Raw genomic sequence first — 26,365 nt, 5'->3', positions numbered from 1 at the left:
TGCGGCAGGCAAGGAGACGGTATGGGCGCAACACATCTGCCCTCCACCGAGTTCGATGGCACGGAACTGGACGACCAGCTCGAGGCGCAGGCCGAGGCGGCCCTGGGCGTGCCCTCGACTGAAATGATCCAGCTTCTGGGCCCCGATGGCACGTTGGGGACCGACTCCGTGTTCTCCGAGTATGCCGAGCGTCTCGACGCCGAAAAACTCCGGGGTTTCTACGCGGACATGGCGGCCATTCGCCGTTTCGACCAGGAAGCCACGGCGCTGCAGCGGCAGGGCCAGCTGGCGCTGTGGGTGCCGCTGACAGGCCAGGAGGCAGCCCAGATCGGGTCCGGGCGTGCCAGCCAGCCGCAGGACTACATCTTCCCCACCTACCGCGAGCACGGCGTCGCCCTGACCCGCAACGTCGACCTGGCCGAACTGCTGAAGCAGTTCCGCGGCGTCTCCAACGGCGGCTGGAACCCTAAGGACACCAACTTCCACCTGTACACGCTGGTGCTGGCTGCGCAGACGCCGCACGCCGTCGGGTACGCCATGGGCATCCAGCGCGACCAGCGGCTGGCCGAGGCTCAAGGAGTGGAGAGCGCCCAGGGCGTTGACGGTCCGGCCGAGCCGAAGGCCGCCGTCATGGTCTACTTCGGCGACGGCGCGAGCTCCGAGGGCGACGTCCACGAGTCCATGGTGTTCGCGTCCTCGTACAACGCCCCCGTGGTCTTCTTCTGCCAAAACAACCACTGGGCCATCTCGGTGCCCACCGCTGTGCAGACCCGCATCCCGCTCTCCAACCGCGCCAAGGGCTACGGCTTCCCGGGCATCCGCGTGGACGGCAACGACGTCGTGGCAGTCCACGCCGTCACCGAATGGGCGCTCGAGCACGCACGCCAGGGCAACGGCCCCGTGCTCATTGAGGCCTTCACCTACCGCGTGGGCGCCCACACCACGGCCGACGACCCCACGAAGTACCGCGAGTCCTCGGAAGAGGCCCTCTGGCGGGAAAAGGATCCGCTGGACCGGCTGGAGAAGTACCTCCGCGCCGAGGGTATGGCCGATGACGCCTTCTTTGCCCAGGTTGCCGCAGACGGTGACGAACTCGCCGCGTACATCCGCAAGTCCACGTACGAGTCGGACGCACCGGACATCAGGACCGCCTTTGCCAACACCTACGTCGAGGCGCACCCGCTCGTGGCCGAGGAACTGGCGTGGTTCGAAGAGTACAGCGCGGGCTTTGCCGGCGGGGACGAGGGAGAAGGGGCAGGCCGCTGATGACCACCATGACCATTGCCAAGGCCATTAATGAAGGCCTGCGCGCCACGCTCAGCAACAACCCCAAGTCCCTGCTCATGGGCGAGGATATCGGCCCGCTCGGCGGCGTCTACCGTGTCACCGACGGCCTGATAGGCGAATTCGGAGCGGACCGCGTGGTGGACACCCCACTCGCGGAATCCGGCATCATCGGCACCGCGATCGGCCTGGCGCTGCGCGGCTACCTCCCCGTTGCCGAGATCCAGTTCGACGGCTTCGTCTTCCCCGGCTTCAACCAGATCACCACCCAGTTGGCCAAAATGCGCTCGCGCAGCAACGGCAACCTCACTGTGCCCGTGGTCATCCGCATCCCCTACGGCGGCGGCATCGGCTCCATCGAGCACCACTCCGAGTCGCCGGAGGCGCTGTTCGCGCATACCCCCGGGCTGCGCATCATCACGCCGTCCAACCCCCACGACGCCTACTGGATGATCCAGCAGGCTGTGAACTGCCAGGACCCGGTGATTTTCTTCGAACCGAAGCGCCGTTACTGGCTCAAGGGCGAGGTTGACACCGCATCTGCCGGCCCGGCCGAGGATCCGTTCAAGGCACATGTGGTCCGGGAAGGAACCGACGCCACGGTGGTGGTCTACGGCCCGCTCGTCCCCGTGGCCCTCGCTGCCGCCAACGCCGCGGCGGAGGACGGCCGCAGCATCGAAGTGATCGACCTGCGCTCCATCTCGCCGATCGATTTCGACGCCATCGAGGCCTCCGTCAAGAAGACGGGCCGGCTGGTGGTGGCGCACGAGGCTCCCACCTTCGGCGGCATCGGCGGTGAAATCGCCGCGCGGATCAGTGAACGGGCCTTCCACTCGCTGGAGGCGCCGGTCATCCGGGTGGGCGGCTTCCACATGCCGTACCCCGTGGCCAAGGTGGAAGAGGACTACCTCCCGGACATCGACCGCATCCTTGAGGCGCTGGACCGCGCCTTCGCGTACTGACGTTGTCGCGCACCGGCACCTGCTGACTCTTTCGCCTACCGGCTCCGCACCTCCCGGAGCGCCCGAGCTTTCGAACCCGAGGATCCCATGACGCTTAACAAGTTCAACCTCCCCGACGTCGGTGAGGGCCTGACCGAGGCAGAGATCGTTTCGTGGAAGGTCAAGCCCGGCGATGAGGTGGCCATCAACGACGTCCTGTGCGAGATCGAGACGGCCAAGTCCCTCGTCGAGCTCCCGTCGCCGTTCGCCGGCACCGTCACCGAACTGCTGGTCCAGGAAGGGGTGACGGTCGACGTCGGGACCGCCATCATCAGCGTCTCCGACACCATGCACGGCGACCCCACACCGGCCGACGCGCCGGTGCCCGCCCTCGAGGCCACTGAGCCCGCACTGATGTACGGAAAGCTGCCAGCTGACGGCGACGCTGCCGCTGGTGAAGCTGCCGCCGGCGGCCTGGCCGCCGGCCCGCTGGTGGGTTCAGGCCCCAAAGCCGACGCCGTGAAGCGGCGGCCGCGCAAGACCAGGCCGGCGATTCCGGCAGATGCAGTCCACGGCGCTCCGGAAGTCGAACCTGTCCAGCCACGGTCCGCGAAGGATGCACTTTTGGACGGTCCGGCCAGCGCCGGGCCGGTGGCCGGGCCTGTCGTGACGAGGCGGCCCGAGTGGACGCCCGCTCTCGAGACTGACAAGCCAACGCTGGGCGGGGCCATTTCCGGGCTCATGAACAGGGTCCTGGCCAAGCCGCCGGTGCGGAAGATCGCCCGCGACCTGGGCATTGACCTGGCCGACGTCGTGGCCACCGGGGCGCGCGGCGAGGTGACCCGCGAGGATCTGGTCAGCTACCAGGCGCAGCGCGACGCGGAAGTGGACAAGGCGGACACCTTCTGGGGCACGTCAGGCCGTCCCCAGGAGCAGCGGATCGAACGGATCCCGGTCAAGGGCGTCCGCAAGGCCACCGCGAAGGCCATGGTGGAGTCGGCGTTCTCCGCGCCGCACGTGAGCATCTTCGTGGACGTGGATGCCAGCCGCACCATGGAGTTCGTCAAGCGGCTCAAGGCTTCGCGCGACTTCGAGGGCATCAAGGTCTCCCCACTGCTGATCCTCGCGAAGGCTGTCATCTGGGCCGCAGCGCGGAATCCGAGCGTGAACGCCACCTGGGTGGACAACACGGACGGCAGCGACTCCGCGGAGATCCACATCAAGCACTACATGAACCTGGGCATTGCCGCGGCCACACCGCGCGGGCTCATGGTACCGAACATCAAGAATGCCCAGGACCTGTCGCTCAAGGAGCTGGCGCTGGCCCTCAATGAGCTCGCCACCACAGCGCGCGCCGGCAAGACCCAGCCTGCGCAGATGCAGGGCGGCACGCTCACGGTCACCAACATTGGCGCCCTCGGCATCGACACCGGAACACCCATCATCAACCCTGGTGAAGTGGCCATCGTGGCGTTTGGAACCATTAAACAAAAGCCGTGGGTCCTGGACGGCGAGGTCATTCCGCGCTGGATCACCACGCTCGGCGGGTCCTTCGACCACCGCGTGGTGGACGGCGACCTTTCAGCCCGCTTCATGGCTGACGTCGCCGCCATTTTGGAAGAGCCGGCACTGCTGCTCGACTGACCTGCCCTGCTGCTCGACTGACGGTCCCTGGAGCGGTACCCTCCGGGGAAAGGGGGGAGGGCCGGACAGTCAGGGACGGGGTTTCCCATGGGTGAGGATCGCGGGATCATGAGCATCCGCGTGAAGAACCGCGTGGCCCGGGTCATCACGGAGGCCCTTCAGCCGCCGATCACCGTGGCTCTGCTGCTGCTCCTCAGCCCGGCCCTGGAACCCGGCTTTCCGGGCACCGTCTGGTTCGGCGCCGTGGCGGTGCTGTTTGTGTGCGTGCTGCCCCTGGCCGCCGTCGTCCTTCTGGTCCGTCTGGGCAAGGTGACGGACCACCACGTCAGTAACCGCAAGCAACGAGCGCCGGTGCTTGCCATGACGGTGGTGTCACTGCTCGCGGGGCTGGCGGTCCTCCTGGCCATCAACGCCCCGTACAGCGTCATTGTGGTGGTGCTGGCCATAGTGGGCGGTGTGGTGGTGCTCGCCGCCATCAGCCTGTTCTGGAAAATCAGTGGCCATGCCGGGGCCATCGCGCTGACCACGGTCATCGCGGTGCTGATCCTGGGCGTCCCGTGGATTCCGCTGCTGCTGCTGATTCCCGCAGTGGGCTGGTCCCGGGTGGTGCTGCGCGCCCATACGGTGGCGCAGGTGGTTGCGGGCGCCCTGGTGGGCGGCGGCGTCACCGCCGGCCTGTGGTGGCTGCTCCGCGAGGTGCTGGTCCGGATCGGCTGACGCCGGAGGCTGGCCTAGTAGGCGGCGTAGGAGCTGGCCAGCAGCTGGGCCATGGCAGGATCGGCGGACATGCCTGCCATGCTCACCGCGGCGGCCAGCATGACGCCAGCTACGGCGGCGATGCCGGAGCTCACCAGCGTGAGGAATTTCCAGTCCTCGCGCAGAACGCTCTTCAGCGTGTCCGGCAGCTGCAGGTCGGGGGAGATGAGGTTCGGGGCGCTGTCCACGGAGCCGTCGTCGAGGAGGGCGATCACGCGGCCGGCGGAGCGGTCCACGCGCATGGCACTGATGTGGTTGCCGTGGCGGGCAAGGAGGATGTCGTGGCCGACGAGGTGGCGACGCTGGAGTGTAAGCACAGTGTTCCCCTGAAAGGTAGATTTGGGTTTGTCCGCACCATCGGGGGCACCTCCAATTTTATCTTTCAGGCCACGCCGGATTGCCGGAAAACGTGGTGAGTCTGCCCACCAGCCGGGGTGATCCGTGTCAAGTCTGGCCTTGCGGTGGGCAGGCCTGCGGTGGGCAGGCCTGCCCAAGTCAGGCCGGCGCTGGGGCTAGTCGGCGCCGTAGGTATTCGCGATGTAGACGTCGCAGGACGCGCTGTGGGCAACGCTGTTCGCCACGCTGCCCAGCACACGCCCGAGGCCTTGCATGCGGCGGTTTCCCACCACGATCATGCTTGCGTCGAGCCGGTCCGCCTCCCTGACCAGTGCTTCGGCGGGCTTACCCCGCGCGGATGAGTAGGTGATCTGGAGCTCGCCGCCCGCCAAGGCTGCCGCCACATCCCGGGCCACCTTTTCGGCTTCCCCGGCGTCCGACACGATCCACCGGTCACTGCCGCTGCCGAAGACTTCGGTCCGGTCGGTATCGAACGCGGACACGACGTGGAGCCTGGCGCCCAGTCCCGCAGCCAGGTCCCGCGCCACTTCCGCTGCCTTGCGTGCGGTACCGCTTCCGTCCACACCCACAACAATTGTTCCCGCCATGGCCTTATCTCCTTTGTGTATCCCGAGTGATCTGATGTCCCGCCGCCCGCAGCTCAGGCCAGCGCGTCTATGGCTTCCCGCAGCACCGGGGCCAGGCGCCGCACGCCCTCGGCGATGGCCTCCGGCGGAACGGCGCTGAAAGCAAGGCGGAGTTTGTTGGACGGGGCGTCCGAGTGCGTGAAGGCCGCACCGGGAATGAAGACGACGCCGGCATCAATCGCCCTGTGGAGCAGGGGGTAAGTGTCCACGCCCTCCGGCAGCGTCACCCAGACGAAGAATCCGCCCTGCGGCCGGGTCCAGCTGAGCCCTTCAGGCATGTGCTTCTCGAGTGCCGCGAGCATCGCGTGGCACCGCTCGGCATACAGCCCGCGGTATGTCTCGATCTGGCCCTTCCAGTCGTAGTCGCGGAGGTAGGCCGAGACCAGCATCTGGTTCAGTGTGGGCGGGCAGAGCGTCACTGCTTCGGAGGCCAGGTAGTAGCGCCGCTGCAGGTGGGCCGGAACCAGGGCCCAGCCGATGCGTAAACCCGGGGCAAAGATCTTCGAGAACGAGCCCATGTAGATGACGTCGTCGGGGTTGCCTGCGCGCAGCGGAGCCAGCGGCTCGCCGTCGAACCTCAGCAGGCCGTAAGGGTTGTCCTCCAGCACCAGGATGTTGGCGCGGCGGCAGATGTCCACGATCTGCTGCCGGCGCTCCTGCGCCAGCGTGATGCCCGACGGGTTGTTGAAGTTGGGGATGGTGTAGAGGAACTTGATGTTTTTCCCGGCGGTCTGGAGCGCTGCGATCCTGGCCTCGAGGAGATCAGGCACCAGGCCGTCGTCGTCCATGGGCACGGCCTCCACCTGGACCTGGTACGCCTCGAACGTGTTCAGCGCCCCCACGTAGGTGGGTTCCTCCACAAGGGCCACGTCGCCAGGGTCACAGAACACCTTGGTGGCCACGTCCTGGGCGGACTGCGAGCCCGCGGTGATCACCACGTTCTCCGGCCGGGCGTCCAGGATGCCTTCGGCGGCCATGACTTCGCAGATCTGCTTGCGCAGTTCCTCGGTGCCCTGGCCCCCGCCGTACTGAAGTGCCGTGAGTCCGTCCTCGGCGATGATCCGTGCGGCCGTCTGCGCGAGCTTTTCAAGGGGCAGGGACTGCAGGTAGGGGCTGCCGCCGGCGAGCGAGACCAGGCCCGGCCGCATGGAGATGTCGAAAACATCCCGGACCGCCGACTGCTTGATGTTCGCGGCGCGCTCGGAGAAGAGTTCGTCGTGGCGGTGGGCTGATGTCGCGGCCCGCTCGATGGCGTCGATGGCTTCGGCGGGGAGGACGGCGGCGGCGTCGAGTGTCTCGTGGGTCACACCCCCAGAGTACAGCCATTGGTTGCTGATTAGGCAACAGCTGTTGACTACATTTTGCATCATTCGGAACTGGGGCCGCCGGGCACCTTTACCTCCGGCGGGGCAGGGCATGGAATGGAGCCATGACGTCACTCAAGCCCCAGCACGCACTGTCCCAGCCCGCCCAGGCTGACGCCTTCCGTCACATGCACGCGGGCGGTGCTGTTCCGCTGGTGCTCGTGAACGTGTGGGATGCCGCATCGGCCCGGCTTGTGGAGAAGGCCGGGGCGCGGGCCATTGCCACCTCGAGTTCGGCCATCTCCTGGAGCTTGGGGTACCCCGATGGCAGCCACGTGCCTCCGCGCCTGGCGTTCGACGCGCTCCGCAGGATCACCACGGCCACGAGGCTTCCGGTCACGGCGGATATCGAAGCCGGGTATGCCGGTGCGGACGGCGCTTTCGACGACGGGCTGCTCCGGCAGACCGTCACGGCAGTGCTGGAGGCCGGCGCAGTGGGCGTGAACATCGAAGACTCGGGCGGGATACGTCTCACGGACGCCGACGAGCAGGCCCGCCGGATCAGTTTGGTCCGCAGCATCGCAGCAGAGTCCGGCGTGAACCTCTTCATCAATGCCCGGACGGACACGTACCTGTCCGGGCAGTTCGGGGACACCGCGTTCGAGGAAACGCTGGAGCGGGCCGAACGCTGCCTTGCCGCCGGGGCCGACGGAATCTTCGTTCCCGGCGTGACGGACCTGCACATCCTGCATGAGCTCAGCAGGCGGATACCGGCGCCTGTGAATGCCCTCGCCGGCCTCGGATCGGCGTCGGTGGGAGAACTGCACGACGCCGGTGTGCGGCGGGTCAGTATCGGCGGCAATGCGGCGAAGGCGGCTTACGCAACGGTCTCCCGAGTGGCCGCCGAAATCCTGGGCGACGGCAATTGGTCGGAACTCGCCGGTTCGCCGAGCCACAGTGACATGGACGCGCTGTTCTCACCGGAAGGCGAGGGCTAGCGGAGGCCGAGAACTTCGGCCAGTGGCACGCCGCTGACGTAGATTTCCGCCCGGACGGCACCCACGGCCGTGACGGCTGTATGGGTGAGCTGTGCTTCGATCCGCGGAAGATCGCAGACGCCGCCCGGATGCACGGCGCCGGTCAGGTTCACCACCACGGTGGTGCCGTCGAGGTAGCCGGACACGTACTGGAGCGAGGATGCTGATAGGGCGTTGTACAGGCCGCTCGCGGGCGGTGCATCCGGGCCGGACAGCAGCCTGCTCATGGCAGCCTGCAATGGCTCGCTAATGGATGAGTCGGCCTGGTGCACGGCCACCAGGCTGTCATTGCAGCCGAAGCGCACGCCGGACGTGCCGCCGTCATCGAGTGCGACGTAGTAAACCGCAGTGCCCGCGCCTGCTTCGCCGGTCCCAGTCCCCGGCGACGTGGAGCCGGGTGCCGTGGAACCGGTGGTGGGGACAGCGGCAGCCGGGCCGGCCGCGGCCCCCGAAGCAGGCGCGGGCTGCTGTCCGGAGCCCGGCAGCTGTGCCTGAGTGTCCGGCCGGGCGTCCGGGCCGGCGACACCGCCGGACGGAAGCCCGCCCGGCCCTGATCCGCCGGCAGCCTGTCCGCCGGGGTTCGAGTCTCCGGACGGAGCAGCTGAACCGGCCGGAGGAACGGCTTCGGAAACTCCAGCCGCTGTTCCCTGACCCGTAGCGCCGGCACCAGCGGCACCTTGGCCGGAGGCTCCAAGCCCGGGCCCCGCGCTGGACCCGGGAGCGGTGGGCACGCCGGCTTCCTCGGGCGGGCTCACCGGAGGAGCCGGGCGGGGTTCGGGTGCCGCGGCGGGGGCGGGCCCCGCGTCGTAAGCATTTTGCTGGGACGGGGCGCAGGCACCGAGCCACAAGGGCAGCGTCAGACAGAAGGCGGCAACCGCCGTCGTCAGCGGTCTGACTCCCCAGCTCGACTTCATGACTGCACCGCACTCCCTGCCCCGGCACGTCCCGTACATCAACGTTACGGCGGGGCGGCGGGCCGGGGAACGGTGCCCGTGTGTCAGTTTGGCCGCAGCTCAGTCACGGATTGGTTTCAGCCGGTTGCGGCTGAGGGCCGGGGCTCAGGGTCCGGTAATGGCGCACGCCCCCGGCCGCTGGAGGGCCGGGGGCGTGCGAGGGGGGGAGTTGCTTAGGCGGCTGCGCCGGCGGGCTCGACGGCGGCAAGGGCAACGAAGAGTTCCTTGATCTGCTCAACGACCTCGGCGTCGTCCTTCGGGTGGGTTTCCGCGAAGCGGACCATGGAGCCGGGGACGGCGAGCTTGGCATCCTCCAGGACGCGGGCGCCGGCGATGCCAACGGCCTTGCGGGCCTCGTCCTGAGCCCAGACGCCGCCGAACTGGCCAAAGGCGGTGCCGACGACGGCGGTGGGCTTTCCGGCGAGGGCGCCGGCACCGTACGGGCGGGACAGCCAGTCGATGGCGTTCTTCAGCGAGGCGGGCATGGTGCCGTTGTGCTCGGGGGTGACCAGCAGCAGGGCATCAGCCTGGCCGGCTGCCTCACGGAGGGCGGTAGCGGCGGCCGGGACCTGGCCCTCGACGTCAACGTCCTCGTTGTAGAAGGGGATGTTGCCCAGGCTCTCGTGGATCACGATCTCGAGGCCTTCCGGGGCGTTCAGCTGGATGGCTTCGGCAAGCTTGCGGTTGTGGGAGTCGGCGCGCAGGCTTCCCACCAGGGCGAGTACGGTGCTCTTGGACATGTGAACTCCTTAGGTCTTGCCGCGGAACGCTCCGTGGCGAGTGGTTCTTGGAGGCGGTTGGCGCCTTCATCCAGACTAAACGGACTGCAGTCCGGATATTATTCCCAGGTCTAGAATGTTTCGTGTGAGCCTCATCCCAATCCGCTCCGGATCCTCCTCCGGCTCCCCGTCCTCGTCCGGCTCCGGAGCGGAACGCAGCGATGCCGCCCGGAACCGGGAGTTGCTCCTGTGTGCTGCCCGGCAGCTCGTGGAGGAATGCGGCGCCGACGGCGTGACCATGGATAAGCTGGCGGAGCGCGCCGGCGTGGGCAAGGGAACTGTGTTCCGCCGATTCGGCAGCCGGGCCGGCCTGATGATGACCCTGCTCAGCGACGCCGAGGCCGAGTTCCAGGGCCGCTTCATGTTCGGGCCGCCGCCGCTTGGCCCCGGGGCGCCCCCGCTGGAACGGCTGATCGCCTTCGGTGCCGAACGCATCCGGTATGTCATGGAATACGGTGAGCTCGCGCGGGCCGCCGAAGCGTCGCTGCACAACAGGTTTGAGGCCCCCGCTGCGGTGCTGTGGCACCGCCACATCGAGCATCTGCTGCGCTCGGCGGGCTTCGACGCGGACCCGTGGCTGATGGCCATGTCCCTCAGCGCAACCCTCGAACCCGAACGGCTGCTGCACGCCGTCCGCGTGCAGCACCTTTCGCCGGAGCGGCTTGAGGAGTCCTGGCGTGAGCTGGTCACCCGCGTCGCCGGAGGTGTGGAGGGCTGAAGCCCTGAGGGCCGAATGCTACGTGGCCGAAGGCGGCTGAAGCGGGGGCGGATCAGGGAGTAGCGTGGCACCATGAGCACCGATTCCTCTACCCCCTCCACTCCCATCCGCACCGCCGTGGTGGGCTTTGGCCTGTCCGGCCGGGTTTTCCATGCGCCGCTGGTCGCGGCGGACCGCGGCTACTCACTGGATGTCATCGCCACCTCTGACCCCGGCCGGCAGGCGGCCGCCGTCGGGCAGTACCCAGGCGTGAAAACAGTGCCCGACGGCGATGCGGTCCTTGCGCTGGCCGCTGACCTTGACCTTGTGGTGCTGGGGACGCCGCCGGCCACCCACTACCCGCTGGCGAAGGCCGCACTCGAGGCCGGGCTCGACGTCGTCGTAGACAAGCCGTTCGCCGTGACGAGCGGCCAGGGCCAGGAGCTGATTGCGCTCGCTGAGCGGCTGGGGCGGGTGCTGACGGTGTTCCAGAACCGGCGCTGGGACGGGGACTACCTCACGGTCAAAGCCCTGCTGGAGCGCGGTGTGCTGGGGGAGGTCACGCGGTTCGAATCGCGCTTTGAACGGTGGTCGCCCGAGGTTGCCAAGGCCTGGAAGGCGGAGGCCACCGCGGCCGACGGCGGCGGTGTGCTGTTCGACCTCGGTACCCACCTGCTGGACCAGGCGCTGCAGCTCTTCGGGCCGGGCGAGGTGGTCCATGCCGAGCTCCTGGCCCGGCGTCCGGGCGAAAAGACGGATGATGACTGCTTCGTGATCGTGCGGCACGGGAACGGCGTGCTCAGCCACCACTGGATGAACATGCTCTGCGCCCAGCAGGGACCGCGCTACCGGGTCCTCGGCACCGGCGGCGGTTACACCAAGCACGGCGTGGATCCGCAGGAGCCGTACATCGTCGCCGGCGGGAGCCCGCTGGATGCGGAGTACGGCGTGGAGGCCGCCGAATGGGCCGGACAGCTGGGCCGCGACGGGCACCTGGACCGGCTGCCGACCGAACGTGGGAACTACCCTGAGTTCTACCGGCTCCTCGCAGCCAAGATCGCCGACGGCGGCACCGCCTCGTCCCTGCCCGTCCCGGTAGACCCGGCCGGCCCGGTGGAAGTCCTGAAGCTGATAGAACAGGCCCGGTCGCTCTAAATACCAATCGACTGCTCCGTAGCCGCCGTTTTGGGCGTCCAATAGGGCAGTTACGGAGCAGTCGACCGGGTGGAACTTACGCGGAGACCAGTTCGTGCCAGTCCGCTACCAGGGGCAGGTTGTGTGCCTCGGAGACGGAGTGGTGGGCAACGTGGCCTGCCGCGATGTTCAGGCCGGCGGCGAGTGCGGGGTCCTTCTCGAAAGCGGCCTTGACGCCGAGGTTGGCCAGGGCCACGCCGTAGCGGAGCGTGACGTTGGTCAGCGCGTAGGTGGAGGTGTTCGGGACGGCGCCGGGCATGTTGGCCACGCAGTAGAAGATCGTGTTGTGGACCTTGTACGTGGGTTCCTGGTGCGTGGTGGGGTGTGTGTCCTCGAAGCAGCCGCCCTGGTCCACGGCAATGTCCACGAGCACGGAGCCGGGCTTCATGCGCGCCACGAGTTCGTTGGTCACCAGCTTGGGGGCCTTCGCGCCGGGGATCAGGACGGAGCCGATCACGAGGTCGGCGTCCACCACGGACTTTTCGATCTCGTACTTGTTGGATGCGACGGTCTTCAGGCGGCCCTGGTACTGGGCGTCGAGTTCGCGCAGCCGGTTGATGTTGATGTCCAGGATGGTGACGTCGGCGCCGAGGCCCAGGGCCATGGCGGCAGCGTTAGTGCCGGCGACGCCTGCGCCGAGGACCACGACCTTGGCCGGGCGGACGCCCGGGACGCCGCCGAGCAGCACGCCCTTGCCGCCCGCGGGCGCCATCAGGGAGGTGGCGCCGACCTGGACGGAGAGCCGGCCGGCCACCTCGGACATGGGCGCGAGCAGGGGCAGCGTGCGGCCTTCCTGGACGGTCTCGTAAGCGATGGCGGTGACGCCGGCGTTGATGAGCTCCTGGGTCAGCTCGGGCTCGGCGGCCAGGTGCAGGTAGGTGAAGAGGATCAGGCCCTTGCGGAAGCGGTGGTACTCGGCCTTGATGGGTTCCTTGACCTTCATCACCATGTCCGCGCGGGACCAGACCTCGTCGGCGTCGGCGACGATTTCTGCGCCAGCGATGGCGTACTCCTCGTCAGTGATGCCGGAACCCAGGCCCGCACCGCGCTCCACCAGGACCGTGTGGCCGTGCGTGCGGAATTCGTGAACGCCGGCAGCCGTGATGGCGACGCGGAATTCGTTGTTCTTGATCTCTTTGGGGACACCGATGATCATTTTTGGGCTCCAGATTCGATGGCTGCAAGGCCGGAATGTGTGGGGAATGTTGTGATTCCAGAATAGATCCGGCTGTGAGGCGCACTACATGAATCGGCTGCCTGGCCCGGAGCTAAACCGCGTGTTTCCGGGGTTTTCGAAGTCCGCCGTTCGACTAATGTCGACCGCCGGGGCGTCAGGTGTCGCCTGATGTCCGTTCGCCCGGGGCCCCATGGGGCACGTAGTCTTTCACCATGCAGCAGGATGTGGAGCAGCTCGTGGAGCGGGTAGCTGTGAAACTTGGCCGCGGGCTTTCCCTGGAGGACCTCGACGGTTTGCTGCTCGCCTACAGCTCCAACCAGTCGCACGCGGACCGGGTCCGGGTTAACTTCCTGCTCAGCAAGCGCGTGCCGCTGGACGTTAAAAACTGGCAGCTCTCGCACGGCATCGCCACCGCGGTGCGGCCCGTGGTGGTGCCCGCCAACGAGGAACTGGGAATGCTGGGGCGCGTCTGCGTCCCGCTGCTGGTCCGGGGGTTCCGCGTGGGCTACCTGTGGGTGCAGCAGGACCTGGAGGAGCAAAGTGCGACGGCGATCCTCGCCGAACTGCCCGGCGTCCGGGACGAGCTGGACCTGCTGTCCGGAATGCTGCTGGATTCCAACACCGCCGAATCGGAATTCCGGCGCAGCCGCGAACGGGAGTTCCTGGCAGCCTGCGCCGGGGAAGCGAATGCGGTTGCTGCCGTGGCGGGCTGGAAGGAAGTCCAGGACCGCGGGCCCTGGCAGCTGGTGACGGTCCTCGACGCCGACGGCTGGATGGCCGGCCCGGACCCGATCGCCTCGACGCTCATTCACCGGGCAGCCGCGTTGCAGGCCACCATCGGTGTGGACGCTGCCCTGTTCAGCGCCGGTGCCGAGACCCATTCGGTGGTCCTTTTCCGGGAGTCCACGGGCCGCGCGAGCCATGCCCAGGTCCTGGTGCACTACCAGCTGGAGCTCGCCAAACGTGCCGGCAGGTCCGTGGAGCGGATCATCCTGGGAACCAGTGAGGGATTCAGCCGTGTCAAAGACCTGGCCGAGGCTTACCGGCAGTCGAAGGTTGCCGCCCTGGCAGCCGCGGTTGATCCACGGCTCGGCGAGCTGGTGGACTGCCGGGCCACGGGCGTCTACCAGCTCCTGGCCTCTGCCGGCGGCGGGGCCGGGGTCTGGAGCGATGCAAGTTCGGTGAACTTCCGGGCCCTGGAGGACCACGACCGGAACGGTGAGCTGCTGCCCGTGCTGGAACTGCTCTACGACAACGACGGGTCGGTCCAGGACGTTGCGGAAAAACTGCACCTGCACCGCAGCAGCATCTACAACAGGCTGGGCCGCATCCGTCAGCTGCTGGGCGTCGACCCGCTCAAGGGGATGGTGCGGCTGGAGCTGCACGCCGCCCTGAAGGCGCGGCGCTGGGCTTCAAGGCCAAGGATCTGACGCCCGGCTTTGGGCCCACGCCGCCAGGGTTCCATGGCCGAGCTTGCGAGGCGAGGGAGGCGGCGGGGACTAGGCGGCGTTGCCTTCGCCGCTGCGCAGGTGCTCGGCCGGGTGTTCTGTAGTCCGGTCTCCGGTCCGTTCCAGCGTGACGCCGTCGGGGAGGTGTTTCGGAAGTCCCTGGAGTTGGGTGCGGAACTTCGTGAGGCGGCTCTGGACGCACAGGGATACTGCCACGTAGACCACGCAGCTGGAGGTAAAAACGGCGGTATTGTTCAGGTCCATGAGGATTCCCAGGGCAGCCGCCACACCCATGGCGACGATGCCCGCCACGATGTGCAACCCCCTGAATCTCACCACGAATAAAGAGTAACCCCGCGCGCCAGTCGGAAACCCTGGTTACGGGGGATCGTTGCTTGATCCTTATCACCCACCAGAGGGTCATCAGTTCGGCTTCGAGCTGAAGGGCGGCCGAGGTCAGCCTGCCGGACTGGGCGGCGATGCTGACGGCAACGTGGAACCGGCTGTCCATGCGGCGCCGGGCCCGGTGGCGCCTGGCCAGATCTTCGAGGTGCTCCACAGTCTTGACTTCCGCCCGGCCGGCGGCAAGCCGCGCGCGGGTGCGGTGTTACTTTCCGCTTCCCCCGTTGGACGTCCCGGCGTCGGAGGCTTCTCCGGCGGCGGCCGCGGCTTGCTTCCTTTTCTGCCCCTCAAGCCATGCCATGATGGCGGCCAGCCGGATGCGGCGGTGCGTGCCGCGGTATTCCACCGGGATCTCGCCCCGGTCCGTCATGTTCCGCAGGTAGGTGTGGGAGATGCCGGCCAGTTCGGCCGCCTTTGAGGTGGTGAGCATTTCCTCCACGCTGCTTACAGTCACCGCTTCGCCGCGGCTGAACCTTGCCAGGAGGTCGACGACGGCGTCCCTCGCCTGGGGCGGGAGGCGGTGGACGGTGCCGTCCACGAACACGGTGATGTCAGTGCCGCCCTCGAGCGCGCGCTGCAGCGCCAGCGCGTCTTCGGCAGGAAGGGCGGGCGCCACCCGGGGAGCAATCAGAGCCATGGCAGAAGCCTAACCGCTGCGGAACGGTGAGTTGGATATGCTCGGCGGATGAGATTGAGCGGTGGAGTAGCAGTGACGGCGAACGGCCTGACGGGCCGCCTCTACTCGTCGAACGAGGCGACGGCCGCCGGGCAGCCGGCCTATGTGCTGCTCCACGGCATCGGCGTCTCCCACCGCTACCTCGCCCGGCTGCACGTCGAACTGGCCCGGGGCCCGAAAGAGCAGAACCAGCAGGCGGAGGGCGCCGACCGGGGCGCTCCCGTCTACTCCTTCGACCTGCCGGGTTTCGACAGCACGCCGCGCCCCGGACGCCAGGTGACGGTGGGCGAATATGCGGCGTTCGTTGCGGCGGTTCTGGCGGAGTATGGCGTGGAGTCCTGCATCATGGTGGGCCATTCCATGGGCGTCCAGTTCGCAGTGGAATTGGCGCTCCAGGCGCCCGGGCTGGTGACCCGGACAGTGCTCATGGGCCCTGTGGTGGATCCCGAGCGCCGGAGTGCGGCCTGGCACGCGCTGGCCCTGACGCGGGATGCCCTGTTCTGCGAGCCGCCGTCCACCAATGCCGTGGTTTTCACCGACTATTTCCGGACGGGGTTTCGGTGGTATCTGACCGAACTGCCCGTGATGATGGAGTATCCGCTCGCCTCCCGGATCCGGGGCGTGGCCCAGCCGGTGCTCGTGCTACGCGGCGGAAGGGATCCGATCGCCCGCCGGCAGTGGTGCCAGCTCCTCGCCGCGCAGGCGCCGGACGGTGCGTTTGCCGAGGTACCCGGGTGCGGGCACGTTGTTCAGGACACCGCTCCCGAAGATGTTGCCCGGACCATCCGGCGCTGGGCCGGCGCCGCGGCCGAGGGCTCCGCGGCAGCCGGCGGCTCCACGGCCTGACCCCTAATTTGACGGTCTGAACGCCAGGAAGGCAGGCGCCGCCCGGTATTCCAAGCGCCTGCTTTCCGGCTCGCCGAACTACAGTCCGAGTTCCTCCAGGACCGGCAGCTTCTCCCGCACCCAGGCCCGGGCTTCCACCGCGCTTGGCGCGGACAGGGCCAGCTTGGCCAACTCCTGCGCCTCCGCTAGCGTGACGGTCTTCAGCACGGCGGCCACCGCCGCCAGCGACCGGGCAGTCATGGACAGCGTGGTGACGCCCAGGCCGGTCAGCACGACGGCGAGGGCCGGATCCGCAGCGGCCTCACCGCAGACGCCCACCGGCTTGTTGTGTCCCTCTGCCCGTGAACCCTCAACCGTCAGGCCCACGAGGCGCAGCACGGCAGGCTGCCACGGCGTGTTCAGCCCGGCGAGCGGACCCAGCTGGCGGTCGGCGGCCATGGCGTACTGGGTGAGGTCGTTGGTTCCCAGGCTGGCGAACGCCACTTCGCGCAGGATGGTGTCGGCAGTGAGCGCGGCGGAGGGGACCTCCACCATCACGCCCGGCGTCTTGATGCCGGCCTCGGCGCACATGGTGGCAAAGCGGGCTGCTTCCTCCGCGGTCGAAATCATCGGCGCCATGACCCAGACGTCAGCCTCCGACTCCTTCTCGGCCTGCGCAATCGCCTCCAGCTGCCGGTCGAGGACGCCCGGCGTGGTGAAGTCGGTGCGGTAGCCGCGCACGCCCAGGGCCGGATTGGGTTCGGTGGAGTCCGTGAGGAACGGGAGCGGCTTGTCCGCGCCGGCGTCCAGGGTGCGGAGCACCACCTTCTTGCCCGGGAAGGCATCAAACACGCCCTTGTACGCGGCGGCCTGTTCCTCGACGGTGGGCTCGGTGTCACGTTCGAGGAAGCAGAACTCGGTGCGGAACAGGCCCACGCCCTGGGCGCCGAGCTTCGCCGCCGCCTGGGCGTCCTTGGCCCCGCCCACGTTGGCGAGGAGGGGCACGAGGTGGCCGTCCGCCGTCGAACCCGTACCGCTGAACTCGGCGAGGAGGGAGGCCGTGGCGGCCCAGGCCTCGGCGGCTGCGCGCAGCGAATCGTCCGGGCTGGCCGTGATGGAACCGGCGGCGCCGTCGACGTAAACCTCGGTGCCGTCCGGGAGCTCGTCCACGCCGACGGCGGCCACGACGGCGGGCAGGCCGAGTGAGCGGGCGATGATCGCGGTGTGGGACTGCGGACCGCCGCCGGCGGTGACCAGGGCGAGGACCTTGTTGGGATCGAGGGTGGCGGTGTCGGCGGGGGCCAGGTCCTCGGCCACCAGGATGAACGGTTCGTTCGACGACGGGATGCCCGGTGCGGATACGCCACGGAGTTCGGCCACGATGCGGGCGCGGACATCCAGGACGTCGGTGGCGCGCTCCGCCATGTAACCGCCGAGGTTATGCAGCATTTCCGAAACCGAAGAGCCTGATTCCCAGATGGCCCGCTGCGGCGAGGTGCCGCGGGCGATCAGCTTAGCTGCGCCCTTGATCAGCATGGTGTCCTTGGCCATCAGGGCAGTAGCTTCCAGGACAGTCTTGCCATCACCGGTGGCGTGGTCCGCGCGGGCCTTCAACTCATCATGGACGGCACCCGCTGCGGCCTTTAATGCTGCCGTCGCCTCTTCGGGGGTGGTCCCGGCAGGCAGCTGTTCGCCGGCCGGAGGTTCGCTGATGGGCTTGGGCATCTGGCGGATCGTGCCGATGATGCGGCCGGGGCTGACGCCTACTCCTGGGAAGTTCTGCACTGAAGGTCCTCGTTCTCTGCCGGTAGCCAGGCCCGCCGGTATCTGCCCGGGTGGGAGCCCGGAAGCCCGGAACGGCTACGTCCGATGCTGCTTTGCGGTGCCTGAAAAAATTGTATGTGATTCAGTTCATATAGCGTTGCTATAGGTGCTAGGGTAGCGGTTATGAGTTTCGATGGCCAGCTTCCGCCCAAGTTGAGGCTGTTGCGTGCGGCAGCCGAATTGCTGGCCAAATCCGCGGGGGCCGCTGTTTCTACCCGCCAGATCACGCAGCTGGCGGGCGTCACGGCGCCCACCCTCTATCACCACTTCGGTGACAAGGAGGGCTTGTTTGACGCAGTTGTCGCCGCGGGTTTCGAAGAGTATGTGGCCGGCGAGAGGGACTTCGCCCCGTCCGGACAGCCGCTGGTGGACATCCGGCGGATGTGGGACAACCACGTGCAGTTCGGGCTCAAGCAGCCCGAACTTTATCTGGTCATGTTCGGTAACATCCGCCCCGAGAGCCGCCCCGCCATCGTTGCCGATGCGGAGGGCCTCCTGGAGGAGATGCTGAACAAGGCCGCTGCGGCCGGGCAGCTGAACGTCCAGCCACGGGAAGCCGCCAGGAGCATCCTGGCCGCCAACGTGGGCGTGACGCTCATGCTGATCGCAGAACCGGCCGCGGAGCGGAACCTGGAGCTGTCCACGATGACCCGGGACGCCATGATCTTTGCGGTGTCCAGGGACCAGGGGCGGGAGGCGGGATCGGAGGATTCCGGGAAGTCATCCGTGGTGGTGGCTGCCATCGCGCTGAATGCGGCGCTGCAGGCATCCCACTCGGACCAGCTCACCAGTTCGGAACTCAAGCTCTTCCTCGAATGGCTACACCGGATCTCCACCAGTTCCACCGGCTAGACGAAACTATCGGACCATCCTGCGGTGCAGCAGGGACCACGGTTAGGAAATCACATGGCAACAGAGACAGTTGCAAAACCGAAAACCAGCGCGCGGGTGCACGTCCAGAAGTTCGGGACGTTCCTGTCCGGCATGATCATGCCCAACATCGGTGCGTTCATCGCCTGGGGCATCATCACCGCGCTCTTCATCGAGAAGGGCTGGATCCCCGTACCGCAGCTTGGCGGCTTTGGCACCAACGCCGCGGGTGCCCCGAACACGGGCCTCGTCGGCCCCATGATCACCTATCTGCTGCCCCTACTGATTGCCTACACCGGCGGCCGGATGGTTTATGACGTCCGCGGCGGCGTCGTGGGCGCCATCGGCACCATGGGCGTGATCGTCGGTGCCGGTATTCCGATGTTCATCGGTGCCATGATCATGGGCCCGCTGGGCGGCTGGACCATGAAGAAGCTCGACTCGATCTGGGACGGCAAGATCAGGCCCGGCTTCGAGATGTTGGTGAACAACTTCTCCGCCGGCATCTGGGGCGCCCTGCTGGCCATGCTCGGCTTCTACGGCATTTCCCCGCTCGTGACGGCCTTCAGCACGGCTGCCGGCAACGTGGTCCAGTTCCTGGTGAACAACGGACTGCTGCCCCTGACCAGCATCTTCATCGAACCGGCCAAGGTGTTGTTCCTCAACAACGCCATCAACCACGGCGTGCTGACGCCGCTGGGCATCCAGCAGTCGCTGGAACAGGGCAAGTCCATCCTGTTCCTGCTCGAGGCCAACCCGGGCCCGGGGCTCGGGCTTCTGCTCGCCTACATGTTCTTCGGGCGCGGCGCCGCCAAGGCCTCAGCCCCCGGCGCCGCCCTTATCCACTTCTTCGGCGGCATCCACGAAATCTACTTCCCCTACGTCCTGATGCGCCCGATGCTCATCCTCGCCACCATCGCTGGCGGCATGACGGGCATCGCCACACTGGCCATCACCAACTCCGGGCTTGTTGCGCCGGCGGCCCCCGGGTCCATCATCGCGGTGATCGCCCAGACCTCTAGGGACAGCTACCTCGGTGTCATTCTGTCCGTCCTCCTTGCCGCGACGGTGTCCTTCCTCGTCGCCTCGCTGATCCTGCGCACCACGCACCACAGCGACGAAGGCGACCTCAACGCTGCCACGTCGAAGATGGAAGCCATGAAGGGCAAGAAGAGCTCCGTCGCCTCCACCCTCACGGGCGTGGGCGCCGGCGGCGGGGTGGGCGTTCTGACCGGCCCCATCAGCAACATCGTGTTCGCGTGCGACGCCGGCATGGGCTCCAGTGCCATGGGCGCCTCGGTGCTGCGCAACAAGATCAAGGCGGCGGGCTTCCCGGATGTCAAGGTCACCAACGCATCCATCGCCAACCTCAGCGACACCTATGACGTGGTGGTCACCCACCAGGACCTCACTGAACGAGCCAAGCCGGCAACGGCCAGCGCCGTCCACGTCTCCGTGGACAACTTCATGAACAGCCCGCGCTACGACGAGATCGTGGAAATGGTCCAGCGCAGCAATGCGGAAGGAGCGGAGGCTCCCGCCGAAGCCGGTACCAGTGCCGGAGCGCGCGCCTCGGCGGCAGCCGGTGCAACTGCCGGAACCAGCGCCGAAACTGCTGCTGCCCCCGAAACTGTCGCAGCGCCGTCGGACATCCTGGTGCCGGAGAGCGTGGTCCTGACCGGCTCCGCCTCCACCCGGGATGCCGCGATTGATGAGGCGGGACAGCTGCTCCTGGCGCGCGGGGCCGTGGACAACGACTACATCCTCGCTATGCACGAGCGAGAGGAGTCCGTGTCCACCTACATGGGCAGCTTCCTGGCGATCCCGCACGGCACCAACGCCGCGAAGGACCACATCAAGAAGTCGGCCGTCTCCGTGGTCCGCTACCCGGACGGCATCGACTGGAACGGGAAGCAGGTCAAGTTCGTGGTGGGCGTGGCCGGCATCAACAACGAACACCTCCACATCCTCTCCTCGATCGCCAAGGTCTTCACGAACAAGGCTCAGGTGGCGCAGCTGGAGGCGGCGACATCCGTGGACGAAGTGCTGGAACTGTTCGGAAAGGTCAACGCATAGTGAAGGCTGTACATTTTGGGGCCGGCAACATCGGCCGGGGGTTCGTAGGACTGCTGCTGCACGAGGCCGGGTATGAGGTGGTGTTCGCTGACGTTGCGGATGCCCTGATCTCCGAGCTGGCCGGGGCTGACAGCTACAGCGTGCACGAGGTGGGGGAGAACCCCGCCGTGCGCACGGTGGACAACTTCCGGGCGGTGAACTCCGGCACCCAGGAGCCGCAGCTCATCGAGGAAATCGCGACGGCGGACATCGTCACCACGGCGGTTGGGCCGCACATCCTGAAGTTCGTGGCCCCCGCGATCGCCAAGGGAATCGCCGCGCGCGCCGCAGGGCTGCCGCCGCTGCAGGTGATGGCATGCGAGAACGCCATCAACGCCACGGACATCCTGCGCGAGTCGATCGTCTCGTCCTGGGACGAGGCCGCCGGATCCTTGGCGGACTCGGCGGTGTTCGCCAACACAGCCGTGGACCGCATCGTACCCAACCAGGAACCCGGGCAGGGCCTGGACGTGACGGTGGAGACGTTCTACGAATGGGTCATCGACCGGACGCCGTTCGGGGGTGCCGCCCCGGTGATTCCGGGCGCCACCTTCGTGGACGAGCTGGGCCCGTACATCGAGCGCAAGCTGTTCACGGTGAACACCGGGCACGCGTCCGCGGCCTACTTCGGCTTTGAAGCCGGGCTGGAGAAGATCTCCGACGCCATGGCGGACGAGGACGTTGCTGCGGACGTGCGCGCCGTGCTCGACGAGACCAAGCAGCTGCTCGTGTCCAAACACGGCTTCAGCTACGACGAGCAGGAAGCCTACGTCCAGAAGATTCTGGGCCGTTTCACCAACCCGCACCTGCCGGACACGGTGCACCGCGTGGGGCGCGCGCCGCTGCGCAAGCTCAGCCGGCACGAGCGGTTCATCGGTCCGGCGGCGGAACTGGCCGAACGCGGCATCGTCCCGGAGGCCCTGCTCGGGGCCATCGCGGCCGCCCTGCGCTTCAACGACCCCGCCGATGCCGAAGCCGTGGAGCTCGGCCAGATCCTGGCCTCGTCCGAACCGGCCGCGGCCACGGAGCGCATCACCGGGCTGGGGCAGGACCACCCGCTCTTCGATGCGGTCTGCGGCCTCGTCGAGGAGCGCAAGGCGGAGGACGTCGCCGCCCCCGCCTAGCCTGGCCGGAGCCGCTGCCCTGCTGCGGGAGGGAACCGCGGCTTGACGGAACTACTGCACCGCGAAACTGAATACAGCCAAGCCGAACACAGCGCAACGCACGACGCCGGAACTCAACCGAGTTCCGGCGTCGTGCGTTTAACGGGTCCCTCAGACGCGTCCTCAGGTCTTGTCGCTTTTTTCCTGACGCGTCCTCAGGTCCTGTCGCCTTCGCCGGAACGCTTCCGCACTTGTTGAAGCCGGGTCATGCCAGACCCGTCTACGCCAACAGCGGAAGGGGTTTAGGGAAACCTGCAGGATGTGAGGAAGGGTTGCCCGGAAACCTGCAGGACGTGAGGGAGGGTTTGGTGAAAGCCTGCAGGACGTGAGGGAGCGTTTGCCTGGGTCAGCTCGCTGGGAGGGTCAGGGCGGCGGCCTGGACCGCCTCGCGCAGCGACGTGGTGGGCCGGCCGAGCAGGGTGCTGAGGTCTCCGCTGGTGACCAGGAGATCGCCGCGGGCGATGCCGAGGTCGCTGTCAGCCAAGATGGCCGCATATGGCTCCGGCAGTCCGGCGTCCACCAGGACCTCGGTGTACTGCTCTGCAGGCAGGTCCTTGTACGCCACAGGCTTGCCGGACGCCGCACTGACTTCTCCGGCCAGCTCAGTGAGGGTGAAGGCATTGTCGCCGCCCAGCTCGTAGACCTTGCCGCCCTGGTCATCCCGCAGCAGCACAGCCGCTGCCGCCGCCGCGTAGTCAGCCCGGGATGCGGCGCTTACGCGGCCGTCGCCTGCGCTGCCGAGAACGGCGCCGTGCTGGACCTGTACCGGGAGCTGGCCCGTGTAGTTCTCCAGGTACCAGCCGTTGCGGAGCAGGACGAACGGCACGCCGGAGTCCCGGAGAATCTCTTCAGTAGCGATGTGCTCGGCAGCCAGCTGCATGGCGGTGGTGTCCGCATTGGCAATGCTCGTGTAGCCAATCAGGCCGACGCCGGCCTCCTTGGCCGCATGAATCGCGTTCCGGTGCTGCTCGACGCGCTGGCCCACCTCACTGCCTGAAACGAGCAGGACCTTGTCCGCGCCGGCAAACGCCTGCCGAAGGGACTCCGGCTGGCTGTAGTCGATGGTGCGAACCTGGACGCCGCGCTCGCCGAGGTCCGCGATACGGTCCACGGTCCGTCCTGCGGCCACAATCTGCTCTGGGGGGAGGCCGCTTTCAAGCAGGGCTTCGACGACGAGGCGGCCGAGCTGGCCGGTGGATCCGGTGATGACGATGGTCATGGGGGTCCTTTCTGAGGTGAGTGTCAGTGGTGCCAACCCCGTTCGTTCCCGAATGCTTCCCAAAAGAGAGTACGCACTTTCAGGTAAGGTACTGCCATGAAGGTAAGTACCCCAGCCAAGGTCCCCGCTTTCCCCTTCTCCGACGGGATCTTCCCGGCGGGCTGCCCCAGCCGGACCGTGCTTGACCACGTCACCAGCAAGTGGGGTGTGTTGATCCTCGTGGCCCTCTCCGAGGGTCCCCAGCGCTGGAGCGAACTCCGCCGCCGGGCCGAGGGCATCAGCGAGAAAATGCTTGCCCAGACGCTGAAGACCCTCGAAGCCGACGGGTTCGTCCATCGCGACGCGCAGCCGATAATCCCTCCCCGGGTGGACTACAGCCTGACCCGCCGCGGGCAGGAACTAAGCGACCTGCTGCTGCCCCTGGTCGCGTGGGTGGCCGAGCACGCCGAGGCGATCGTGAACCGTCCGGCGAGCTAGGCCCATGTCCTAGGCGGTGCGGACCACGGTGTATTCGAAGGTCCCGGACCCCACGTCGTGCGGTTCCCGGCCCGGCAGCTCGACGCGTGCCGTGCTGCCGGTGGGGACTTCCACCGTCACGCTGTAGCCGCCGTCGTTGCTTTGCCATTCAATCGACGCCCGACCATACGGCGTCTCGTGGCTGGCGGCCGCTGAGGTCAGTCCTCCGCCGGGCTGGGGCCGGAACAGGATGCGGCGGTAGCCGGGCTCGAGCGGCGCGATGCCGGCCACCACCCGGTGCATCCAGTCCGCCACCGCGCCGAGCGCGTAATGGTTGAAGGATGTCATCTCACCCGGGTTGATGCTTCCGTCGGCGAGCATGGAGTCCCACCGTTCCCAGATGGTGGTGCCGCCCTGCTTCACTGCGTACAGCCAGGAGGGGCACTCCTTCTCCAGCAGCAGGTCGTAGGCCGCGTCAACGGCGCCCACAGCCGTCAGCGCATCTGAAATGACGGGCGTTCCCGCAAACCCGGTCCCGATGCGGTTCCCGCCCTCGCGCACCAGCTGGGCCAGCCGCTCACCGCCCTTGCGGGCCAGTTCCTCGTCCGGGTAGAGCCCAAAAACGATGGCCAGTGCATAGGCGGTCTGCGCGTCGCTGGTCATCCGGCCGTCTGGCCGGATGTACTCCCGGGCGAAGGCCTCGGCAGCGGCGCGGGCGAGCTCCAGGTAGTGCAGTTCGTCGTCGGTCTTGCCCAACACCCCGGCTGCCTTGGCGAGGTGGCGGGTAGACCAGGCGAAGTATGCGGAGGCGACCAGGTGCTTGTCCGTCATCGCCTGGGTAGGGTCCTCCGGCGGGGCGGTGGGGTCGAGCCAGTCGCCCAGCTGGAAACCGGTGTCCCAGAGATGGCTTTCGCCGGCCAGACGGTCCAGCAGGTCCACCCAGGCCTTGGCACTCTCATACTGGTCGGCCAGGATATTTGCATCGCGGAACCGCTCGTACAGCGCCCAGGGCGTGAGCACGGCGACGTCGCCCCACACTGCGCCCGGGCGGATCGGGGTCCAGTAGTTGCCGCCGGGAATGACCGGGACGTACCAGGGAACAGTTCCGTCCGCCAGCTGTTCGGCGGCGACGTCCTTGAGCCAGGAGGAAAGCATGCCCGAGCAGTCATAGAGGAAGCTTGCCGTGGGGGCGAAGACCTGGATGTCTCCCGTCCAGCCCAGCCTTTCGTCACGCTGCGGGCAGTCGGTGGGGATGTCCACGAAGTTGCCCTTCATGCTCCACAGCACGTTGTCGTGGAGCCGGTTCAGGTCCGGATCGGAGCACTCGAACCAGCCCGTGCGCTCCATGTCGGTATGGTAGACGCGCGCCACCACGTTTTCGGCAGCATCCCCGCCGGTCCAGCCGTCGATCTCGGCGTAACGGAAGCCGTGAAGCGTGAAGCGCGGCTCCCAGGTTTCCGTGCCGGCGCCGGCAAGCGTGTAGCGGTCGGTGGCATCGGCCAGCCGCAGCGGGCGGGTGTAGAGCTCGCCATCCTGGAGGACCTCCGCATGGCGCAGGGTGACCACGGACCCGGCCTGTCCGCTGACGGTGATCTGCAGCCTGCCCACGAGGTTCTGCCCGAAGTCAAGCAGGACCTTCCCCGACGGCGAGGTCCGGACGGTCACCGGGCGCACCTCACCGGTGCAGCGCACCGGCGGCCCCTCGGGAGCCACCAGAGTTGCGGGATCCCGTTCGACGCCGACGACGGGCTGCCAGCCAGAGTCATCGAACCCAGGCCGGCTCCACCCGTTTGCCAGCTCCCGGGCATCGAAAATCTCACCCTTGTAGAGGCTGCTGAACAGGATGGGTCCGAAGGAGGCCTTCCAGCTCTGGTCGGTGCCAACGACGGTGACGGAGCCGTCGTCGTGCGTCACGTGAAGCTGCGCCAGCAGGGCGACGTTGTCCCCGTAAAGGTTCGCATGGCCGCCGTTGAAGCCGATGCGGCCCCGGTACCAGCCGTCGCCGAGCCAGGCGCCGAGCGCGTTCTCGCCCTCCGCCAGCTGGCCGGTGACGTCGTAGGTGTAGTAGCGCAGCCGCTGGCCGTAGACGGTCCAGCCCGGCGACAGGGCGTCGTCGCCGACGCGCGATCCGTTGATCTCCATCTCGTACAGGCCGTGGGCGGTCACGTAGAGCCGGGCCGAGGCAACCGGCCGCCGGAGGGTGAACCCGCGGCGCAGCAGCGGCGGCCGGCGGTCGGCGTCGGCGTCCTCTTCCCAGCTCGGCGAGATCGGTGTGGCCGTCCAGTCGCCAGCGTTCAGGAGTCCGGTTTCCACGGCCGAAGCCAGGCTCCATTCGCTCGGCTCCTCCTGGCCGCCGCCCCAGACGCGGACGCTGACGTCCGCCCGCTGCGCCGAGGTGAGGGGAGCGGCGGGCCACGGAACCAGCACTGATTCGGGGGAGTCAACGCGTTCACTCGTCCACGTGCCCTCGGAGGTGGCCACCGTCAGCTGGTAGGCGTCCTGCGTCCAGCCCTCCTCGGCGCTCGCCTTCCACGAGATCCGGGGCGTCGGGGTGCCGATGCCGAGGGCGCCGGGAAGGTGTTCAAAAGTCACGGGTCGGACGGTGGCAGGCATGGAGG

24 protein-coding genes are annotated in these 26,365 nt (G+C 67.7%); 13 read left to right on the top strand and 11 right to left on the bottom strand.

The annotated features are described in order from the left end of the window. The first annotated feature begins 21 nt into the window (after positions 1 to 21). The 4 genes from pdhA to CXZ05_RS10060 all read left to right on the top strand — a co-directional run bounded on the left by pdhA (position 22) and on the right by CXZ05_RS10060 (position 4,586). Positions 22 to 1,266 carry a pyruvate dehydrogenase (acetyl-transferring) E1 component subunit alpha gene (gene pdhA, locus CXZ05_RS10075; protein ID WP_102972475.1) on the top strand — a complete coding sequence of 415 codons (1,245 nt, stop codon included), beginning with the start codon at positions 22 to 24 and terminating at the stop codon, positions 1,264 to 1,266. Continuing rightward, the gene (locus CXZ05_RS10070) at positions 1,266 to 2,246 is read left to right on the top strand and encodes an alpha-ketoacid dehydrogenase subunit beta (RefSeq protein ID WP_102972474.1); all 981 of its coding nucleotides are present in this window, start codon (positions 1,266 to 1,268) and stop codon (positions 2,244 to 2,246) included. The genes pdhA and CXZ05_RS10070 overlap by 1 nt, the downstream gene beginning before the upstream one ends. 87 nt (positions 2,247 to 2,333) lie before the next feature. Continuing rightward, a complete protein-coding gene (locus CXZ05_RS10065; RefSeq protein ID WP_102972473.1) occupies positions 2,334 to 3,869 on the top strand; it encodes a dihydrolipoamide acetyltransferase family protein in 1,536 nt (511 codons plus the stop codon). A gap of 108 nt (positions 3,870 to 3,977) precedes the next feature. Further along, positions 3,978 to 4,586 carry a phosphatase PAP2 family protein gene (locus CXZ05_RS10060; RefSeq protein WP_246468663.1) on the top strand — a complete coding sequence of 203 codons (609 nt, stop codon included), beginning with the start codon at positions 3,978 to 3,980 and terminating at the stop codon, positions 4,584 to 4,586. A gap of 14 nt (positions 4,587 to 4,600) precedes the next feature. On the opposite strand, the gene CXZ05_RS10055 is transcribed toward CXZ05_RS10060, so the two are convergent. From CXZ05_RS10055 to CXZ05_RS10045, 3 genes are all read right to left on the bottom strand, one after another. Next, on the bottom strand, positions 4,601 to 4,942 hold the full coding sequence (locus CXZ05_RS10055; RefSeq protein ID WP_102972471.1) for a hypothetical protein: 342 nt from the start codon (positions 4,940 to 4,942) through the stop codon (positions 4,601 to 4,603). Between the two features lie 195 nt (positions 4,943 to 5,137). Continuing rightward, complete coding sequence (locus CXZ05_RS10050) at positions 5,138 to 5,569, bottom strand: universal stress protein (RefSeq protein ID WP_102972470.1); 432 nt, start codon at positions 5,567 to 5,569, stop codon at positions 5,138 to 5,140. Between the two features lie 53 nt (positions 5,570 to 5,622). Continuing rightward, positions 5,623 to 6,915, bottom strand: coding sequence for a PLP-dependent aminotransferase family protein (locus tag CXZ05_RS10045; protein WP_102972469.1), 1,293 nt, complete (start codon positions 6,913 to 6,915; stop codon positions 5,623 to 5,625). Positions 6,916 to 7,037: 122 nt separating this feature from the next. On the opposite strand from CXZ05_RS10045, the gene CXZ05_RS10040 reads away from it, so the two are divergent. After that, entirely contained in the window at positions 7,038 to 7,910 is an 873-nt protein-coding gene (locus CXZ05_RS10040; RefSeq protein ID WP_102972468.1) for an isocitrate lyase/phosphoenolpyruvate mutase family protein, read from the top strand. Here the strand turns inward: CXZ05_RS10040 and CXZ05_RS23395 are convergent. Continuing rightward, on the bottom strand, positions 7,907 to 8,680 hold the full coding sequence (locus CXZ05_RS23395) for a GerMN domain-containing protein (RefSeq protein WP_258006529.1): 774 nt from the start codon (positions 8,678 to 8,680) through the stop codon (positions 7,907 to 7,909). The two genes, CXZ05_RS10040 and CXZ05_RS23395, sit on opposite strands and share 4 nt — an antisense overlap. Before the next feature lie 395 nt (positions 8,681 to 9,075). Next, positions 9,076 to 9,642: an NAD(P)H-dependent oxidoreductase gene (locus CXZ05_RS10030; RefSeq protein ID WP_102972467.1), complete on the bottom strand. Its 567-nt coding sequence runs from the start codon at positions 9,640 to 9,642 to the stop codon at positions 9,076 to 9,078. Between the two features lie 124 nt (positions 9,643 to 9,766). Here CXZ05_RS10030 and CXZ05_RS10025 point away from each other — a divergent pair, with 124 nt between their 5' ends. Beyond that, the gene (locus CXZ05_RS10025) at positions 9,767 to 10,399 is read left to right on the top strand and encodes a TetR/AcrR family transcriptional regulator (protein ID WP_102972466.1); all 633 of its coding nucleotides are present in this window, start codon (positions 9,767 to 9,769) and stop codon (positions 10,397 to 10,399) included. Between the two features lie 72 nt (positions 10,400 to 10,471). After that, positions 10,472 to 11,533: a Gfo/Idh/MocA family oxidoreductase gene (locus CXZ05_RS10020; RefSeq protein ID WP_102972465.1), complete on the top strand. Its 1,062-nt coding sequence runs from the start codon at positions 10,472 to 10,474 to the stop codon at positions 11,531 to 11,533. Positions 11,534 to 11,609: 76 nt separating this feature from the next. On the opposite strand, the gene ald is transcribed toward CXZ05_RS10020, so the two are convergent. Beyond that, a complete protein-coding gene (ald, locus tag CXZ05_RS10015; RefSeq protein ID WP_102972464.1) occupies positions 11,610 to 12,728 on the bottom strand; it encodes an alanine dehydrogenase in 1,119 nt (372 codons plus the stop codon). Between the two features lie 233 nt (positions 12,729 to 12,961). On the opposite strand from ald, the gene CXZ05_RS10010 reads away from it, so the two are divergent. Next, entirely contained in the window at positions 12,962 to 14,179 is a 1,218-nt protein-coding gene (locus tag CXZ05_RS10010) for a CdaR family transcriptional regulator (protein WP_102972463.1), read from the top strand. A gap of 69 nt (positions 14,180 to 14,248) precedes the next feature. Here the strand turns inward: CXZ05_RS10010 and CXZ05_RS10005 are convergent, their stop codons facing one another. After that, positions 14,249 to 14,536 (bottom strand): hypothetical protein, encoded by a 288-nt coding sequence (locus tag CXZ05_RS10005; RefSeq protein ID WP_146033081.1) that lies wholly within the window; start codon positions 14,534 to 14,536, stop codon positions 14,249 to 14,251. A 268-nt stretch (positions 14,537 to 14,804) separates the two neighbouring features. After that, positions 14,805 to 15,236, bottom strand: coding sequence for a helix-turn-helix domain-containing protein (locus tag CXZ05_RS10000; protein ID WP_102972461.1), 432 nt, complete (start codon positions 15,234 to 15,236; stop codon positions 14,805 to 14,807). A gap of 48 nt (positions 15,237 to 15,284) precedes the next feature. Between CXZ05_RS10000 and CXZ05_RS09995 the strand changes: the two genes are divergently transcribed. Then, positions 15,285 to 16,121 (top strand): alpha/beta fold hydrolase, encoded by an 837-nt coding sequence (locus tag CXZ05_RS09995; RefSeq protein ID WP_258006528.1) that lies wholly within the window; start codon positions 15,285 to 15,287, stop codon positions 16,119 to 16,121. A gap of 78 nt (positions 16,122 to 16,199) precedes the next feature. Here CXZ05_RS09995 and ptsP read toward each other — a convergent pair whose 3' ends face one another. Continuing rightward, positions 16,200 to 17,885 (bottom strand): phosphoenolpyruvate--protein phosphotransferase, encoded by a 1,686-nt coding sequence (gene ptsP, locus CXZ05_RS09990; RefSeq protein ID WP_102972459.1) that lies wholly within the window; start codon positions 17,883 to 17,885, stop codon positions 16,200 to 16,202. Positions 17,886 to 18,047: 162 nt separating this feature from the next. On the opposite strand from ptsP, the gene CXZ05_RS09985 reads away from it, so the two are divergent. From CXZ05_RS09985 to CXZ05_RS09975, 3 genes are read left to right on the top strand one after another with little or no spacing between them, the layout of a single operon-like run. Continuing rightward, complete coding sequence (locus CXZ05_RS09985) at positions 18,048 to 18,776, top strand: TetR/AcrR family transcriptional regulator (RefSeq protein WP_102972458.1); 729 nt, start codon at positions 18,048 to 18,050, stop codon at positions 18,774 to 18,776. 54 nt (positions 18,777 to 18,830) lie between these two features. Continuing rightward, on the top strand, positions 18,831 to 20,870 hold the full coding sequence (locus CXZ05_RS09980; RefSeq protein WP_102972457.1) for a PTS mannitol transporter subunit IICBA: 2,040 nt from the start codon (positions 18,831 to 18,833) through the stop codon (positions 20,868 to 20,870). After that, entirely contained in the window at positions 20,870 to 22,033 is a 1,164-nt protein-coding gene (locus tag CXZ05_RS09975) for a mannitol-1-phosphate 5-dehydrogenase (protein ID WP_102972456.1), read from the top strand. The genes CXZ05_RS09980 and CXZ05_RS09975 overlap by 1 nt, the downstream gene beginning before the upstream one ends. Positions 22,034 to 22,418: 385 nt before the next feature. Here the strand turns inward: CXZ05_RS09975 and CXZ05_RS09970 are convergent, their stop codons facing one another. After that, positions 22,419 to 23,291 (bottom strand): SDR family oxidoreductase, encoded by an 873-nt coding sequence (locus CXZ05_RS09970; protein ID WP_102972455.1) that lies wholly within the window; start codon positions 23,289 to 23,291, stop codon positions 22,419 to 22,421. Between the two features lie 96 nt (positions 23,292 to 23,387). Here CXZ05_RS09970 and CXZ05_RS09965 point away from each other — a divergent pair, with 96 nt between their 5' ends. Then, entirely contained in the window at positions 23,388 to 23,768 is a 381-nt protein-coding gene (locus tag CXZ05_RS09965; protein WP_102972454.1) for a helix-turn-helix domain-containing protein, read from the top strand. A 9-nt stretch (positions 23,769 to 23,777) separates the two neighbouring features. Here CXZ05_RS09965 and CXZ05_RS09960 read toward each other — a convergent pair whose 3' ends face one another. Further along, the gene (locus tag CXZ05_RS09960; protein ID WP_308410998.1) at positions 23,778 to 26,339 is read right to left on the bottom strand and encodes a glycoside hydrolase family 78 protein; all 2,562 of its coding nucleotides are present in this window, start codon (positions 26,337 to 26,339) and stop codon (positions 23,778 to 23,780) included. Positions 26,340 to 26,365 lie beyond the last annotated feature (26 nt).

This window comes from Arthrobacter sp. AFG20 (genome assembly GCF_002892795.1).
Taxonomy (GTDB): domain Bacteria; phylum Actinomycetota; class Actinomycetes; order Actinomycetales; family Micrococcaceae; genus Arthrobacter.
This window is presented reverse-complemented; position numbering and strand designations above follow the sequence as displayed.

What these genes read in the sequence shown, in the direction of transcription:
- pdhA (WP_102972475.1), top strand. Translation starts at nt 22, where the DNA reads ATGGGCGCAACACATCTGCCCTCCACCGAGTTCGATGGCACGGAACTG.
- CXZ05_RS10070 (WP_102972474.1), top strand. Translation starts at nt 1,266, where the DNA reads ATGACCACCATGACCATTGCCAAGGCCATTAATGAAGGCCTGCGCGCC.
- CXZ05_RS10065 (WP_102972473.1), top strand. Translation starts at nt 2,334, where the DNA reads ATGACGCTTAACAAGTTCAACCTCCCCGACGTCGGTGAGGGCCTGACC.
- CXZ05_RS10060 (WP_246468663.1), top strand. Translation starts at nt 3,978, where the DNA reads ATGAGCATCCGCGTGAAGAACCGCGTGGCCCGGGTCATCACGGAGGCC.
- CXZ05_RS10050 (WP_102972470.1), bottom strand. Translation starts at nt 5,569, where the DNA reads ATGGCGGGAACAATTGTTGTGGGTGTGGACGGAAGCGGTACCGCACGC.
- CXZ05_RS10040 (WP_102972468.1), top strand. Translation starts at nt 7,038, where the DNA reads ATGACGTCACTCAAGCCCCAGCACGCACTGTCCCAGCCCGCCCAGGCT.
- CXZ05_RS10030 (WP_102972467.1), bottom strand. Translation starts at nt 9,642, where the DNA reads ATGTCCAAGAGCACCGTACTCGCCCTGGTGGGAAGCCTGCGCGCCGAC.
- CXZ05_RS10020 (WP_102972465.1), top strand. Translation starts at nt 10,472, where the DNA reads ATGAGCACCGATTCCTCTACCCCCTCCACTCCCATCCGCACCGCCGTG.
- ald (WP_102972464.1), bottom strand. Translation starts at nt 12,728, where the DNA reads ATGATCATCGGTGTCCCCAAAGAGATCAAGAACAACGAATTCCGCGTC.
- CXZ05_RS10010 (WP_102972463.1), top strand. Translation starts at nt 12,962, where the DNA reads ATGCAGCAGGATGTGGAGCAGCTCGTGGAGCGGGTAGCTGTGAAACTT.
- CXZ05_RS10000 (WP_102972461.1), bottom strand. Translation starts at nt 15,236, where the DNA reads ATGGCTCTGATTGCTCCCCGGGTGGCGCCCGCCCTTCCTGCCGAAGAC.
- CXZ05_RS09995 (WP_258006528.1), top strand. Translation starts at nt 15,285, where the DNA reads ATGAGATTGAGCGGTGGAGTAGCAGTGACGGCGAACGGCCTGACGGGC.
- CXZ05_RS09985 (WP_102972458.1), top strand. Translation starts at nt 18,048, where the DNA reads ATGAGTTTCGATGGCCAGCTTCCGCCCAAGTTGAGGCTGTTGCGTGCG.
- CXZ05_RS09980 (WP_102972457.1), top strand. Translation starts at nt 18,831, where the DNA reads ATGGCAACAGAGACAGTTGCAAAACCGAAAACCAGCGCGCGGGTGCAC.
- CXZ05_RS09970 (WP_102972455.1), bottom strand. Translation starts at nt 23,291, where the DNA reads ATGACCATCGTCATCACCGGATCCACCGGCCAGCTCGGCCGCCTCGTC.
- CXZ05_RS09965 (WP_102972454.1), top strand. Translation starts at nt 23,388, where the DNA reads ATGAAGGTAAGTACCCCAGCCAAGGTCCCCGCTTTCCCCTTCTCCGAC.